Origin of the sequence: Kitasatospora sp. NPDC088351, from assembly GCF_040685575.1 — a bacterium.
Taxonomy (GTDB): Bacteria; Actinomycetota; Actinomycetes; order Streptomycetales; family Streptomycetaceae; genus Kitasatospora.
The window spans coordinates 1-16,844 of sequence record NZ_JBFBIL010000064.1 but is presented as its reverse complement, the minus strand read 5'-3'; the positions used below and the strand labels follow the sequence as shown (position 1 = coordinate 16,844).

Annotated in this window: 4 protein-coding genes; 2 read left to right on the top strand and 2 right to left on the bottom strand. The window is 70.0% G+C overall.

Annotation, left to right across the window (positions count from 1 at the left end):
- Window positions 1-8 precede the first annotated feature (8 nt).
- Together AB0P06_RS31140 and AB0P06_RS31135 are read right to left on the bottom strand one after the other, a co-directional pair.
- On the bottom strand, window positions 9-3,971 hold the full coding sequence (locus AB0P06_RS31140) for a beta-N-acetylglucosaminidase domain-containing protein (RefSeq protein WP_363613239.1): 3,963 nt from the start codon (window positions 3,969-3,971) through the stop codon (window positions 9-11).
- A 205-nt stretch (window positions 3,972-4,176) separates the two neighbouring features.
- On the bottom strand, window positions 4,177-8,550 hold the full coding sequence (locus AB0P06_RS31135; RefSeq protein WP_363613237.1) for a ricin-type beta-trefoil lectin domain protein: 4,374 nt from the start codon (window positions 8,548-8,550) through the stop codon (window positions 4,177-4,179).
- Window positions 8,551-8,892: 342 nt separating this feature from the next.
- On the opposite strand from AB0P06_RS31135, the gene AB0P06_RS31130 reads away from it, so the two are divergent.
- Both AB0P06_RS31130 and AB0P06_RS31125 read left to right on the top strand, forming a co-directional pair.
- Window positions 8,893-16,134: an RHS repeat-associated core domain-containing protein gene (locus AB0P06_RS31130; RefSeq protein WP_363613234.1), complete on the top strand. Its 7,242-nt coding sequence runs from the start codon at window positions 8,893-8,895 to the stop codon at window positions 16,132-16,134.
- Between the two features lie 62 nt (window positions 16,135-16,196).
- The gene (locus tag AB0P06_RS31125) at window positions 16,197-16,580 is read left to right on the top strand and encodes an SMI1/KNR4 family protein (protein ID WP_363613232.1); all 384 of its coding nucleotides are present in this window, start codon (window positions 16,197-16,199) and stop codon (window positions 16,578-16,580) included.
- Window positions 16,581-16,844 lie beyond the last annotated feature (264 nt).

The window sequence follows — 16,844 nt, the reverse complement described above, 5'->3', positions numbered from 1 at the left end:
GGACTCCGCTACGGCTTCTGCGGCGGGGTGCCGGGCGCCACCGGCGGCGTCACCGGCTGGGCGGGGGTGCCGGGCGCACCCGGCGTACCGGGCTGGTTCGGCTGACCGGCCGGCGGGGCCTCCGGAGTGACGGCGAACAGCTCGACGCCCCAGAGCGAGTAGCCGTACTTGGTGGCCCTGGCCACGCCCTGCACCCGCAGGAACCTCGCCCCCGGCGCGTCGAAGCGCACCGTCTCGTCACCGCCCTTGCCGTCGTCCACCGTCGCCACCGTGGTCCAGGTGACGCCGTCCGGCGAGGTCTGGATCTTGTACGCGGAGGCGTACGCGGCCTGCCAGTGCAGCACCGCCGCCCCCAGGTGGGCGGCCTGCGGCAGCTCCAGCCGCACCCAGGCGTCGTCCCGGGCCGGCGAGGACCAGCGGGTCTTCGGGTCGCCGTCGGCCACCGCCGAGGCGGGGAAGGACGAGGTCTCGTCGCCCGAGGAGGTCGCCTGCGCGCCGACGGCCAGGTCCGGGCCGCCGGTCGGCGGCACCACGTGCACCTGGAGCACCTGCCGCACGGTGGTCGCGCCGGCCACGAACAGCACCGGCACCTGGTACGTCCCGGACGGCGTCCCCGGCGCGGCCGTGACCAGCAGCGGCACGCCCACCCGGCCCCCGCGCGGCACGGTCAGCCCGGCCGCCGGGGCCACCGTGAGGCCCTTGGCCGCGGCCGGCACCTCGGTCCGCAGCTCGCCGGCGGTCCCCTCCGGGCGGCCCGCCTCGACCGTCACCCGGGTCTGGGTGGGGGCGGCCGCGCCGGTCACCACGTCCAGCGCGGGGTCGGAGAGGCTCAGCCGGGCCGCCGGGGCGTCCGCGTACCAGGGGATCACCTGGTTGACCACCGGAGGCTCCCCGCCGGGCTTCCAGGCCAGCCGGAACGCGTCCGCGACCTGGCCGCCGGCCGACAGCTCGTTGTAGCCCGGCTGGACGGTGCCGATCTGCACCCAGGTGCCGTCGGCATGGCGCACCGAGACGGCGGCGGTGGCCCGCACACCCGGGTCGGTGAGCACGGTGAGCCGGTCCAGCGGGCGGGCCGCGCCCAGCTCGACGGTGAGCGGCTCGTCCGTCGCGGTCGGCGCGGTGGCCGCCCGGTAGGCGGTGTCCGGGTTGCCGTCCAGCACGGCGGACGGCGAGGAGCCGGGCAGGGCGCCGGGGCCGCCGGAGACGCTGGCCGGGGCGTCGTCCGGCGCGGTGACGGAGAACTCGCGCACCGCCACGGCGGTCTTCTGCGCGGCGGTGGCGCGCAGCCGCACGGCCCGGACGACCGTCCCGGCGGGCAGCTGCGCGGTGACGCTCTTCTGGTTCTTCACCTGGGCGAGCTGCTTCCAGCCGCCCTCGCCGGTGGAGTACTCCAGGACGCCGTCGCGGATGTAGTCGTCGATCGCGCTGGCGCCGTCCGGGCCGCTGCCCCAGGAGCCCATCAGCACGGTGACGCTGCCGACCGGGCGGCCGCCACCGAGGTCCAGGCCCACCGAGTCGCCGGGCTGCGGGGGCGCCGAGCTCCAGTAGAAGGTGTCGGCGACGCCGTCGGTCATCAGGGCCGGCAGGTGGTCGTGCGCGGTGCCCAGGGTGGTGGTCGGCGTGACGCCGCCACCGGCCACACCGGCCCAGGTGTCGGCGGCCGCGACGGCGCGCTCCAGGAACGGGTCGAGCACGCCCGCGCCGACCGTCGCCGGGCTCTGCCCGAGCTGTTCGCGCAACTTGTTGAGCTCGACCCGGGCCTTCCAGGCGGCCGGGCCGTCGCCGCCGTGCTGGGCCAGCAGCATGTCCAGTGCGGCCTGCCCGGCCAGGCCGTAGTCGTGCAGCGGGGCCAGCCAGGGGGCGGCCTCGGCGGCCAGCGGGGCGGTGGCCTGGGTGGCGGCCAGGGTCTGCCGGGCGTCCGCCATAGCGGCGAAGGCCTCCCGCAGCGGGGCCGCCGCCTGTATCAGCTTGGCGAGGTCGGGGGCGGCGCCGGCGTTCGGCTCGGCGGTGGCCCAGAACCGCTCCAGCAGCGGCGTGAGGTAGCCGGACTCCTGCTTGGACAGCGGCGAGGACGAGCTGTTGCCGGCCAGCGCGGTGACGGCGGCGAGCGCCGCCCCGGCGGGCGTGGCGCCGCCGCCGGTCGGGCCGGCCAGCGAGCGCAGCGCGGCCTGCCAGGACTCGTCCGGCTTGTAACCGGACGGGTTCCAGGCGAAGTCGCCCGCGGTGGCGAGCGCGATCCGGGAGGCGACCGGCTGCCGCATCGCGCCGGTGAGCATCGCCGCGGAGCGGGTGGCGACCCCGGGGTCGCGCCCGGTGTAGGCGCCGAGGAAGAGCCGGTCCGGGGTGGCGTCGTTGACCGGGTAGTTGTCCATGGTGACCAGCGGGTGCCCGTACAGGTCCCCGGTCTCGGCGGCCTGAGCGCCCGTGATCTTCTCCGGGATCACCCCGACACCGCTCCAGGCGACCTGTACCCCGGCCGGCAGCGCGGCCGCCAGCGCCTTGCGGTAGGGCGTGGTGCCCTGCTGGTGGTACTCGGTGGGCACCACGGTGAGCGGCGCCAGCCCGGGGTTCTTCGCGATCAGCCGGTCCTGCACCTTGGCCACCAGCTCGGCCTGCGCCTTGGCGGCGGCGGCCGGCCCGGTGCCGTACCTGGAGCGGTCGTCGCCGCAGTGCCACTCGTCGTAGCTGACGTCCAGGAACTGCAGCTGGAAGGCGGTGAAGCCGAGCTTGCGCAGCCCGTCCAGCTTGGCCACCAGCGCGTCCGCGTCCCGGCCCGAGCTGTAGCAGAACGACTGCCCGGGGTCGATCGAGTACCCGAGGGTGACGTGGTTGCGCCAGGCCCGGGCGCCCAGCGCGCGCAGCTCCTCGGTCTGCGCCTGCGGGTAGGCGGTGCGCCAGCGGGAGAGCCGGTACGGGTCGTCGCCCGGGGCGTAGAGGTAGAAGTTCTGCTTGGAACGGCCGAGGAAGTCCAGCTGGTCCAGCCGCTGCTGCTGGCTCCACGGGGTGCCGTAGAACGCCTCGGCGGTGCCCCGCACCGGCGCGCCCGAGGGCCAGTCGCGCAGCGTGATGCCCGGCAGGCCGAGACCGGCCGCACCCGGCGCCTGCCCCTGCCCGGCCGGCACCGCCGCGAGCAGCTGGCGCAGGCTCTGCGCGGCGTAGAACGTCCCGGCCGCGTCCGTGCCGGCCAGCACCACCGCGCCGTACGTCCCGCCGCCCTGGGCCGGCAGCTGACCGGCCGACAGCACGTACCCGCCGGCCGGCAGCCCGTCGGGCGAGGGCGCGGCGACGTCCTTGCCGCCGGCCGCCGCGGTCAGCCCGCGCAGCACCCTGTCCACCGCGCCGCCCGCGCCCTCGGCGGGCCCGCCGACGTACACCACCAGCGAACCGGCGGCCGGCGCGTCGGCCTCCTCCTGCGGCGTCACCGAGGTCGCCCCGGCGATCTCCAGCACCTCCCGGACGGCGTCCACCGCACCGTGGTCCGCCTTCGGCGCGACCACCAGCGTCACCGCCGCCGGCACCGCGACCGGCTTCCCGGCCACACTCTGCTCCTGCGGCCGCGGGAACACCTGAGGGTTGCTCACACTGCCCAGCGGGGTCTGCGGCGCGCTGCTCACCACATCCGGCCCCGGCGCCGCCGCGTACGCCACCGACGGCACGGACCCCGCCAGCAGCCCGCCGACCACGGCCGCCGCCGACAGCGTCGCCGCGAGCCGCAGCGTCCGCCGGCCCGGCGCCCCCGGCCGGTCGGCCGCCGCCCGCTCGGCGCGCACCGAGGCCAGCAACGGCTCCGTCCCCTTGAGATCCGCGATCAGCCGGTCCGCCGTCCGCGGCGCCAGCTGGCGGCAGGTCCGCGCCGTCACCTGCCGCGCCGAGACCGCCGCCGGATGCTGGAGCACATCCCGCAGCGCGGCACTCTGCTCCACCTGCTGCCGCAGCCGCCGCCCGGCGAAGACGGATACTCGGGCTTGCACAGGAGCCTCCTCGCCGGGCTGGAACCACATCGCGGCCAAAGCCCACCAGCTGGGTGTTCCGGTGTCAATGTCACCGACGGCTATGCCAAGTTTGTCCTATTTGATCATCTGTAAAGACCGCCCCCGAACACGCCCCGGGCCCGCGACACCGACCGGCGTCGCGGGCCCGGGGTGAACCGTCAGGCTCCCGGTCGTGGCTCGGCCGTCACGAGCGCGGCGGAGCAGGGAGGACGGCCGTCCGCAGGGTCGAGGTGACCCACTGCTGGGACGCCCCGAAGTGGCAGTCCCAGAGCTGCAGCCGGTTGCCGTTGACCGCGCTCCAGGCCGGCAGGTCCAGGCAGCGGCCGGAGTCCGGGTGGAAGAGCGCGTTGTTGGCGAGCGGAATCCACTTCTGCGACTCCGTGCCGTTGCAGGTGCGGTACTCCATCTTCGTGCCGTTGTCGCGCCCGGCACTCACCGGCGTCAGGCAGCCGCCGAGCACCCGGACGGAGCCGTCGTTGCCCAGTGAGAACTGCTGCGAGGTGTCCCCGTGGCAGGTCCAGAGCTGGATCGCGGTGCCGTCGGCGGTGCCGAAACCGTTGTCGTCGGCGCACATCCCCTGATCCACACCGGAGCGGATGAGGCCGCTGGTGCCGGGCGCCGCCGGGCTCACCGCGAACGGGTAGACGGCGGTGCTGCTCACGCTGCCGTCGAAGGCGGAACTCGGCTTGCCCTGGTACTGGTAGCGGCCCAGCACGAATGGTCCCGACGACGGCGGGCTGACGGACTTCTTGTGGTAGCCCGTTGCTGCGAGCACGCCGTCGACGTACAGGGACATCAGCCCGGTGTCCGCGTTGTAGGAGGCGCTGAGCTGGGTCCAGACGCCGGTCCGGACCGCCGCGTTGGTGTTGACCGTGTTCGTCCAGTCGTACGGCCAGCCGTCGTCGTCCCCCTTGGCCAGCGCGAACGTCCAGGTCCGTCCGGCGTCGCTGTACAGCATGAAGCTGCTGGCGCGGCCGGTGTTCTGGCTCGCTATGACACCTCCGGCGGGGCCGGACTTGGCCCAGGCGGAGACGGTGAAGCTCCTGCGGGTGTCGACCACGGGGCCGGTCATGGTGATGTTCGAGCCGTTGCCTGGGCTGAACGCCGCGACGGTGGTGGGCCTGCCGCCCACGGTGTCCGCGACCCAGCCGACGCCGGAGGCAGTGCCGTTGGCCTTGCCCTGGCCGTCCACGACGCTGTTGCCGCCGTTCGGCGCGGCCAGCCAGTTGCCGACCGGGCGGTTGAGGTTGCCGAGGACCACCGGGGCCGAGGCCAGACCGGTCACGGTGGGGCCGCTCTTGTCGGTGCCGGGGGCCTTGGTGCCGATACCGGCCCAAGCGACCAACTGCTGATTGTTGTCCACGGCCCAGAGGTCGGGGACACCGTCGCCGGTGAGGTCGCCGTTGGAGCCGACCTTCGGGTACAGCTTGGGGTCGACGCCGTTGGCGAGCCAGCCCTTGGTGGGGTCGGCGAACGCGGCGGTGTCGAAGCCCGATGCGTTCCTGCTCAGCTGGTAGGCGTGGATGGATCCGTCGTTCTTGGAACGAGCCCACACGGTGGGCATGTCCGTTCCCTTGGCCGGGCCGGGGGTGATCAGGTCGTAGGAGTTCCAGTCCTGGTTGTTCTGGGAAAGCAGGACGGCCGGGCCGTCGAGCTGCTTGACGCTCGACGACATGGCGAGCCAGAGCCTGCCGTTCTCGATGAAGAGCATGGACGAGCGTGGCAGACGGGGAAGCCCGGTGCCTGTGGGCTCAGGACTGTCACCGGACGGAGAGCCGAACGCCGAGATCTGGGTGACGGCGGACCAGTCGTTCATGTTGCCGTAGTCTGCGCATGTGATCGGCGTGGTGTCAGGCAGGGCGCATTGCCTCGACTTCGGTTGCTGCACTGAGGATTGGCCGTCGAGGTGAGCGGCTGTCTCGTCGTTGGCGTACAGATAGAGCTCCGCAGCACCGGGTGCGTGCGCGATCATGTCGTCGACGTTGCGGCTACTGAACGAGCCCCGGTGGGTGACCTGGACGTTGCCCCAACTTGTCGTGTTGGGAGCGGACTCCGGCTTGGCGTTCGGTGCCGCGAACGGATCGGCGTTGGCGCCGACCAGACGGAGGTTGCCGGCGCCGTCGGGCAGCAGTACGTCAGCCTTCTTGTCGCCGTCGATGTCACCCATGATCGGCGCGGGCGCGTTCGGGTTGCTCGGCACGTAGTAGGTGTAGACGACCGGCTGGGACATGTTGCCGGCATTGTCCTGAGTCTGTAGGTAGAGGAAGTGGGTGCCCCAGCGGTCTGGCTTGACCTTCAGGACGTACTTGCCGTTCGCGTTCATTTTGACGACGTTGCCGCCGTCGTTGCAGTTCCACCCGGTGGCGGCCGCCTGGACGGGGTCTGCGGTCCAGCGGGCGCAGGCCAGCCCTGAGGAGCGGCCGCCAGCGGCCGGGGCCGGGTCGGTGCCGGTGAGGACGAAGCTGCCCTCCTCGCCGACGGCCTTCGGGTGGCCACCGAGGGTGCCGGACTCCGGGAAGTCCGTCGACGTGACCTGGGCGGTCGGCGGCGTCCGGTCGATGCGCATGAAGCACATGTCGCTGTAGTCGCTGTGCAGCGTTCCGTCGTCGGTGACGGCGAACCATCCGTACTGGTGGCCGTCGATCAGCGAACCGACGCTCCTGGTGACCCTGCCCGAGCTGGCAGCCCAGCCGGTCTCGGAGAACGCGGCCGAGCCGCCGTTGTCGTCGTCCCAGATCTTGAACGTGGTCCAGAGCTGCTCATTGGTGGGGGACCGGGTGTCGACGCTCAGATTGATGTCCGTGTTGGCCCCGATCCAGCCGGGGTTGTCCCACGGGTTGGTGGTGCCGGGGGTCCTGCACGGGTTGTTGTAGTCGCTGTTGGAGGCGAAGCCCGGCGTCGGGCTGGTGGCCGGTGACCCGACGTACGGTGCGATGTCGTAGACGACCACGACGTGCGGGTTGTTGGCGAACCGCTGACGGTAGTACTTGTTCGACTCGTCGTCGGGTGCGAAGCCGAAGGTCCAGCCGCCCCAGTGCTCGCGCGCGGCCTGGGTCATCTGGCTGTACACGTCGAACTCGATACCGCCGGTGCCCTTGCTCAAGGTCATGCCGACCTTGCCGCAGTTCTGCATGACGGCGCCGGTCTGGCAGGGCTGGGCGTTCCACCGGGTCCACTGGTTGATCGGGTTGCTGTTCCCCGACCCGGTCGAGTACAGGCCCATCGGGGTGGACGTCGAGGGGCTGGACGAGCGCACCACGTTGGCGTAGAGCCTGGCGCTCAGCACGGTGGAGTTCCAGAACTGCGAGTTGAGGCCGATCTGGAAGTAGGCGCGGGTGCGCCCCACCTTCTCGCAGGGGTTCGCCGCGTCCACGTAACCGCAGTAGCCGGCGGCGGGCTTGTCCTGGTCGTACTGGGTGCCGTTGTACTCCATGGTCTCGGGGTAGGCCTCCTGGACCTGAGCCCAGGCCTGGGTGCCGTTGTCGACGCTCGGGTTCCAGCCCGGGTCGATGTACCACGGTCCGGTGCCCTGGCCGAGCGCCGAGGCGTCGGGTACCAGGTCGATGCCGGTGCCGTTTGCGGTGGTCGCGATCGGCGTGACCTTGGCGTAGTCACCGGGTGCGTTGGCGCTGGACACGACCGGCTCCAGCGCGCTGTCGGGAGGCGCCGCTTCGGCGGACTTGCCGCGGGTCTTCGGCTGTGCGAGTGCCGAGGCGCCGGCCGGCGCCGGTGTGGAGTCCCACATGACGGGAGCCGGCGCGGTGAAGCGGGCCTTGCCCGAGTCGTCCTCGGCCGAGAGGTTGCCGTGCGCGTCCGACTTGACGGTCAGTCCGTCGCCGGTGACGTCCAGGTGCAGCTTCTTGATCGCGGGATCGGCTGCGGCCTGTGTCGTACGGACGATCAGCACCTGACGCCAGCCGCCGGCCGCGGTGGCGCTCAACTGCAGGTCGACGTCGGGCAGGACGGACCGGTAGAGGGCGCTGTCGCCGTCGAGTTCCGGCTTGGGGAGGGCGAACGGCGCCTTGACCGCGAGCTTCTTGCCGTCCGAGGTCGTCATGGTCGCCATCGGGCCGCTGCCGCCGCCGGAGAGCGTCAGCGAGGACGGGACGGCCGTCGGCGCCAGTGTCCCGTCGGGGTTGGCGCGCAGGGCCGCGTCGACGTTCCGCCAGGTGCCGTCGGCGTTCTTGACCCGTTCCGCCACTGGGCTGGACTCGGTGCTGAGCGTGCCGTCGGGGTTGGCCGAGGTCAGGCTGCCCGCGGTGGTCAACGCGTCGATGACGACGGGCTTTCCGGTGCTCTTGGCCTTGGCCTTGGCTGCCTGGACGGCCTGGGTCTCGGCGGACTGGGAGGGCTTGGCCGGTGGCGTGGGCCAGGAGGGGTCGGCCGGCCCGTGGTTACGGTCGGCGGGCGCGGCCGCCGCGACGCCGGGCGCGGTCAACAGACCGGCGCCGAGCGAGAGGACCGCGGTGCAGGCGAGGGGGAGAAGCGCCGCGCCGAACGCCCGGCTTGCGGTGGTTCGTCTGCGGGGCGGGGAGGCGGTGGGTTGTGCTCCGGACATGAAGTACCTGTCGTGTGATCTGACATGAGCAGAGGTCAGTCGCACGCTGCCGTCGCGTCCACTTCACTGTCAAAGCGTTTTATCGACAAGGTGTCCGAGTTGTCGCACCTGGTGGCAGATTGGTCAATGGAGTGATTTTGATCACATAATGAACTTTTAATTTTTCCCTACCTTGAGTTGATCCCTGACCCGTAGGGTGCCCCGTGACCTGGGCCGATTCGTGGCCGTACCGAGTTCAGAACTCTGTGGGGGAGTCAGTTGTCTCGCCGTTCCCGCTTGTTCACGCGCCAACGCCGCTCACGTATGGCGGCGGCCGCAGCGCTGGCAGTCCTCATGTCGGTGGTGACGATTCCCTCGGCCGAGGCCGTCGCCAACGCGGTGGACGAGAAGATCTGGGTGCCTCCGAACACCCCGCTGCCGCAGACGCAGCCGGTGAAGGGGTCCAACGCCACGGTGGAGGGCCACCGGGCGGATCCCGGTGTGAAGTGGCTGCCACCCGCGGACTCCAGTCCACCGTCCGGTAGAGGCGCCGCCGTCCTGGGCGGCGCGGCCGCGCAGGCGGCGCTGTCGCGGTCGGCCGCCGAGGCCGCCGCCCCGGCCGACTCGGTGGGATCACCGGTGCAGGCCGGTTCGCTGCCGGTCTGGATCGCCCAGACGCAGGCGCCGAAGGCTGTTGCGAAGGCCACACCCCTCGCCCCGGCCAAGGGCGGCCCTGTCCAGCTCCAGGTTGACGTGGCCGACCAGGACCTGACCAGCGCGGCTGGCGTGAACGGTGCTCTGGTCGCGCTCACCGACACGGGGGAGGGCAGTGCGGCCGGCCGGGTCCAGGTCGCGGTCGACCCGACGTCCTGGGCGAAGAACGCCGGCGCCAACTGGTCGTCCCGGGCGCGCTTCGTGCAGTTGCCCGGTTGTGCGCTGACCACGCCCGGAGCGCCGGGCTGCACCACGCGCACGCCCGTCCCCTCCCACCGTGACGACCAGTCGGGCCGGCTGGTGGCCGAGGTGGAGGTCCCGCAGGCCGCCTCCGGCGCGGCCAGGTCGCTCTCGTCCAGCGCGTTCGCCAGTCCGCAGTCGGCCGCTCCGGCCGTCGCGCTGGCGGTGGAGGCCGGCGCCTCCGGCAGCGGCGGCGACTTCGCCGCCTCCGCGCTGACCCCCTCGGCCTCCTGGCAGGCCGGCGCCAACGCGGGCAACTTCACCTACGGCTACACCGTCGAGCTGCCCTCCGCGCTCGCCGGGGCGGCGCCCAGCGTCTCGCTCGGCTACGACTCCGCCGCCGTGGACGGCAAGACCGCCTCCACCAACGCGCAGCCGTCCTGGATCGGCGAGGGCTGGGAGTGGCACCCGGGTTCCATCACCCGCGGCTACAAGGGCTGCAAGGACGCCGGTGTCGAGAACTCGGGCGACCAGTGCTGGGGCGGCGACCTGCTCCAGCTCTCACTGGCCGGCCACGCGGGCCAGCTGGTCCGTGACGACAAGTCCTGCGAGTGGCACCTCCAGGGCGAGGACGGCACCAAGGTCGAGCGCCTGACCAACCAGAGCAACGGCGCCTGGAACGGCGAGGCCTGGCGGATCACCACCCTCGACGGAAGCCAGTTCTACTTCGGTGCCAACCACCTGCCCGGCGGTGACGGCACTGACGAGGCCAGCAAGTCGGTCTCCACCGTGCCGATCTACTGGCCGGGCGGGCAGGACCCGTGCCTGAAGTCCGGTTCCCCGGCCACCAACTCCTGGTCGCAGATGGGCTGGCAGTGGTCGCTGGACTACGTAGTCGACCCGCACCAGAACCTGATCTCGTACCGCTACGAGCAGGAGGACAACTACTACGTCCAGGGCGGCGGTCAGAACAACGGCAGCGGCCCCCGCACCAAGTACCAGCGCGGCAGCTATCCGGTCTGGGTGGGCTACGGCCAGCGCCTGCCCGACCAGATCGCCGCCAAGGGCAAGGCCAACCCGGCCGCCCAGGTGTGGTTCCGTACGGCCGAGCGCTGCCTGCCGAACGGCTCGATCACCTGCGACCCGTCCCAGCGGACCAAGGCCAACGCGAAGTCGTGGCCGGACACCCCGATCGACCAGAACTGCGATGCGACCGGTGAGTGCACCGTCTACTCGCCCACCTTCTGGACCACCAAGCGTCTGACGAAGATCGACACCGAGGTCTGGGACGGCGCGAAGTTCCGCCCGGTCGACTCCTTCGCCCTCAACCAGTCCTTCCAGGACCCGGGTGACGGCACCTCGCCTTCCCTCTGGCTGGATTCCGTCCGGCGCACCGGCACCAACGGCAAGACGCCGATCGAGCTTCCGCCGGTCTCCTTCCAGCCGCTGCAGATCTCCAACCGCGTCGATGGCAAGATCGTCCGGCCGGACGGCACCTCGGCGTCGATCGAACCGTTCAACCGTCCGCGCATCCAGAAGATCACCACCGAGACCGGTGGGCTGATCAACGTCGTCTACAAGCCTGCCGAGTGCTCGCGCACCGCCGGCCGGATGCCGTCCTCCGAGGACGGCAACACGATGGCCTGCATGCCGGTCAAGTGGTACCTGCCCGGGCAGTCGGCGCCGGATCCGGTGAACGACTGGTTCAACAAGATCATCGTTCAGTCCGTCACCCAGCAGGACAAGGTGGCCGGGGCGACCAACGTCGTCACCACCTACGAGTACGGCGGCGGCGCGGCCTGGCACCGCAACGACTCCGAGATGGCCGACCCGAAGAGCCGCACCTGGGACCAGTACCGCGGCTACGCCACGGTGACCACCATCTCCGGCGGCGGCGGCGACATCGAGGCGCCGCGCACCAAGACGGTCTCCACCTTCCTGCGCGGCATGGACGGCGACGTTCTGGCCAACGGCACCGCCAAGCGCCAGGTGACCGTCGCCGATGTGCACGGCGGCACCATCAAGGACGAGAACGTCCTCGCCGGCTACATCCGGGACACGGTGAACTACGACGCCGAGAACGGAAACGCCGTCTCCACCGTGGTGTCGGACCCGTGGCTGGGGGCCGTCACGGCCACCCGCAACCAGTCCGGCGGCATGCCCCCGATCACGGCGCAGGCCGTCAACACCGCCAAGGTCACTTCGAAGGAGAAGCTGGTCAGCGGCTGGCGCACCAGCGAGAGCTCCACCCAGTACGACACCACGCTGGTCGCCCGTCCGACCGTCGTCTACGACAACGGCGACCTGGCCCACCCCGAGCAACTGCTCTGCACCTCCTTCACCTACGCCACCGGCCCCAACGGCGCGGTGACGCAGCTGGCCTCGCGCACCCTCGTTCTCAAGGGCGCCTGCGGCCAGACGGCCACCAAGGACAACACGGTCGCCGACACCAGGTCGTACTTCGACGGTCTGCCGTTCGGCCAGTCGGGCGCGAAGGCCGAACAGACCTCCACCGAGGTGCTGGAGAGCTACAACGCCTCCGGCCAGCCGGTCTACCGGACCACGGCCCGTGCGAGCTTCGACGTCTACGGCCGCGTGATCAGCACCGTCAACCCGAGCCGCACCGACGCCACCCACCCCACCGGTGCGGAGACCAGGACCGCCTACTCGCCGGCCACCGGTCAGCTGCCCACCCAGGTCACCCACACCAACCCACTGGGCTGGCAGACCGTCTCCACCCTGGATGTCGGCCGCGGTTCGCCGCTCAAGATCAAGGACGAGAACGGGCGCGTCGCCGAGCAGGACTTCGACGCCCTCGGCCGTTCCGTCGCCGGCTGGAGCCCGGGCAACGAGCGCAGCAAGAACCCCAACTTTCCGAACCGGAAGTTCTCCTACGCGGTCAACGGCACCAACGCGCCCTCGCAGGTGCTCACCCAGGCGCTGATGGGCGACCTGAAGACCTACACCTCCAGCTACACCATCTACGACGGCCTCGGCCGGGTCCGCCAGACCCAGGCCAGTACCCCGTCGGGTGCCACCGGCCGTATGATCACCGACGCCCTGTTCGACTCGCACAACTGGCAGATCAAGACCAGTGCCGCGTACTACAACGACCAGGGGGCGCCCAGCGGGCAGGTGTTCCTGCCCAACGGCGGGGTGACCCCGGACAGCAAGATCCCCGCGCAGGCGGTGCGGAAGTACGACGGCATGGGTCGCGTGACGGACTCGATCTTCCAGTCCTACGGCGTCGAACAGTGGCGCAGCCGTACCGAGTACGCGGGCGCCGACGAGATCCGCTCCATCCCGCCGGCCGGCGGGTATGCCACGGCGACCATCATGGACGGCCGCGGGAACACCCTTGCCCTGCGCCAGTACAAGTCCAACACCCCCACCGGCCCGTACGACGAGACCACCTACGGCTACACGCCCGAGGGCAAGGAGGCCTGGCGCAAGGACGCGGCCGGCAACCGCTGGACGTACGAGTACGACCTGCTGGGCCGCTCGGTGAAGGGCACCGACCCGGACTCGGGCACCGGCACCTCCGTCTACGACGACAGCAAGAACCTCGTCACGGTCACGGACTCGCGGGGCAAGAGCGCGACCAGCGTCTCCGACCTGCTCGGCCGCACCGTCGCCGCCTATGAGGGGACTGCGGTCGACCCGGCGAAGCAGGTCGCGGGCTGGACCTACGACAGCCTCGTCCTGGGCAAGCCGACGTCCGCGACCCGGTACGTCGGCGGTGCGAACGGCGCGGCCTACAAGTCGGAGATCACCGGCTACGACATCGGCTACCGTGAGCTCGGCTCCAAGACCACGATCCCTGCGGTCGAGGGCAAGCTTGCGGGCACCTATCTGACCGAGAACACCTACGACCAGGCAGGTCGGTTGGCGAGCAGCCTGTTGCCGGCGGTGGCCGGTATGGGCCGCGAGAAGCTGACCTTCACTACCGACAACGTTGGCCAACTTGCCGGCCTGACCAGTGTCTTCGGCTTCGACCCGTCAACCACCTTCATCGCCGATATTCGGTACAGCCCCTACGGCAGCCCAATCCGCACCACGATCGGCGGAGCCGGAGCGAACGTCGTCTCCACCATGGTGATCGACGACGCCACCGGCCGGGTCACCCGCTCGATCCTGGACAAGGAGAACGCGCCGACCGCCCACGTCGACGCCACCGACTACACCTACAACGCCCTCGGCCAGGTCACCTCGGCCCGCAACGCCCAGGACGGCCTGGTCGCAGACCTGCAGTGCTTCAACCACGACTACCTCGGCCGGCTCACCCAGGCGTGGACGGACACCGGCACCCAGACGACGGCCCCGCAGCCGAGCGTCCCGGGCATCGGTGCCTGCACCAACGCCAACGGCCCGGCCGTGAGCGCGGGCAAGCCGAGTGTCGGCGGTCCGGCTCCGTACTGGCAGCAGTACGAGTACGACCTGATCGGCAACCGGACGAAGCTGGTCCAGAAGGACGTCAACGGCGACACCAGCAAGGACGTCACCACCACCCAGACGTTCGGCAGCGGTCCGAACACCCCGTCCTCCGACCCGAAGACCGGTGGCGGCACCGGTGGCCCGCACGCGCTGATGAAGTCCACCAGGGCCGGCCCGGCCGGCCCGGCGGTGACCTCGTACACCTATGACGCCGCGGGCAATACGACCTCCATCACCGACACCCCGGGCACCAGGACACTGACCTGGAACGCCCAGGGCAAGCTCGACCAGATCACCGGTACCGGTCAGAGTGCCGGCACCAGTTACCTGTACGACGTTTCCGGCAACCAGCTGATTCGCCGCGACCCGGGCAAGACCACGCTCAACCTCGGGGCCGACCAGATCACGCTGGACACCAACACCCAGGCGGTCACCGGCGTCCGCAGCTACGCGGCGCCCAACGGTCTCTCCATCACCCGCACCGTCATCAATGGCAACTCGACCCTGGCCTATCAGGCCTCGGACCCGCACGGCACCAACGGTGTCCAGTTCGACGCCTACAACCTCGCTCAGGTCCGCCGCCCCACCGACCCCTTCGGCAACGAGCGCGGCGCCCAGCCGGGTACCGGCGTCTGGGCCGGCGACAAGGGCTTCGTCGGCGGCACCAAGGAGACGGCCACCGGCCTGACCCTCCTCGGTGCGAGGGAGTACGACCCCAGGACGGGCCGTTTCATCAGCCCCGATCCCGTCACCGACGCGGGTGACCCGCAGCAGTGGAATGCCTACGCGTACGCCAACAACAGCCCCGTCAACAAGTCCGACGCCAATGGCCTGAAGGTCGGTTGTGACTTCGCGGCCGAGTGCAGTAACAACCACGATTACGTCCGTAGCAACGGCCAGGCTGTTGATGCGGTGTTCATCTACAGTCCTCCGGCCTCGACGGCGCCCACCCCTCCGCCTACCGCAGACCAGCAGAAGGCCCAGGAGCAGAAGGCCGGGGCGGAGAAGGTCAGGAACGAGGGAAAGCGCAAGCGCGACGAGATCGTGCACCAGGTCGTCGACCTGATCGGTGACCTGATCGGCTTCAACGACGCCCGTGACTGCTTCACCAAGGGCGACGTGATGGCCTGCGTCAACACGGCTCTGAACGCGGTTCCCTGGGGCAAGCTCTTCAAGGCCGTCAAGGTCGGTATCAAGGCCTTCAAGATCTACAAGGAGATCGACAAGGCCTACGACATGATCCGCTCCGGCGAACGCGCCATGGCGGACGCCGAGAAGGCCATCGTCCGGGCCAATACGGCCGCAGCCGAAGCGCGGGCAGCGGAGAGAGCCGCCGCCAAGGCCGCCGAAGAAAAGGCGGCCAAGGAAGCGGCTGTTGATGCCCCAGGCACTGATCCGAAGCCCACCAAGGCCGAAGCGGATGCGCCGGCCACGCCGACAGCCTGCAACAGCTTCCCGGCCGAGACCCGGGTGCTGATGGCGGACGGCACCATCAAGGCCATCAGCGACATCCATGATGGCGACGTCGTCATGGCCACCGACCCGCAGACCGGCGAAACCCACCCCGAGACCGTCACCGCGACCATCACCACCCCCGACGACAAGGACTTCACCGACCTCGCCCTCACCGACGAGGCCAGCCCCCGCGGCCCGCCCGCCGACAACCCGGCAAAGATCACCTCCACCCACCACCACCCCTACTGGAGCGAGACCCGCCAGCAGTGGGTCGACGCCGGCGAACTCACCCCCGGCGAGCACCTCCGCCAGCCCGACGGCACCACCCTCACCATCCAGTCCGTCCGCAACTACCCCTACGCCGTCACCACCCACAACCTCACCGTCAGCCTGCTCCACACGTACTATGTGCTGGCAGGGGCCACGCCGGTCCTCGTCCACAACTGCGATCTTGCCGAAATGGCGGCTGATCACCGGGTCAACGCAAATAACGGCCTCGGCGTTAAGGCGGACAAGAATATCGCCGTGGCGCGGGTGCGGGTCGATGGGTCGAATGATTTCATGACGGCGACGAGCGGGAAGCATGTAAACCCTGGAGAGACTGGCATGCCTGTCACGCGAAGGTTTGACCCCGGCACTCGACCTTATGATTCGGAGACTCACATTTTCGAAACGTTGGCGCAGCGCCTTACTCCTGAATCCAAGGGCACGATAGATCTGTACTCAGAGCGCATCGTCTGCCCGAGCTGCGAGGGCCTAATAGGTCAGTTCAGTAAGGCGTTTCCTGGAATCCAGATTAATATTTCTACGGGAGTTGGCTGATGCTTTCTATCCCGGATATCGCTGCGACCGTAAGGCGGATTGCCCCTGATTCCGTCGCAGGGATGACCAATGCGGAAATTGACCGCGTTCGCGACCTGTGGGGCATTCGGAGGGTCCCTGAACAGTATGGGGAGTTCCTGTCCCTGATGGGGCGTGGTGCTGGCGGGATCCTCCGTGGAACCGATGCCTTCTTCCCCGTAATCCTCGACATGCGGCGAGCTGGCGATGATTTTTTCTCCGATAATCCTGGAGGGATAGATCTGCCTGATGGTGCTGTTGTATTTGCCATGCATCAGGGGTATCAGGTCTATTGGATGGAGTCGACATCCCTGCAAGATCCTCCCGTGTCCCTCTACATGGAAGGGGAGGCCGCTCCAATGAGCCATTGGGGATCTTTTACGGAATTCCTAAACTCTGAATATGTGAACACCTATCCGGACTTTTGATTCGATTTGTCAGTCCCGTTGTTTCGTGGGGCTTACGGTCCGGATCCTGTCTCGCAATCCGAGCGCATCCCTGCCCCGCTGTGTGGGGGGCTGCCACAACGCTTCGCCTGGACGCGGTAGCAGAGCGTCGATCACGCTGTAACGCGAGCGAACAGAGGCCCCGCCAGGTGACCTTGGGTTCTAACGGTCCTCGCAACACCCGCGATCTGTGGGAGTTGCGAGGGCCGTGGCTGTTGGACGCGATGATCTTTCGGGTTTGAGGGA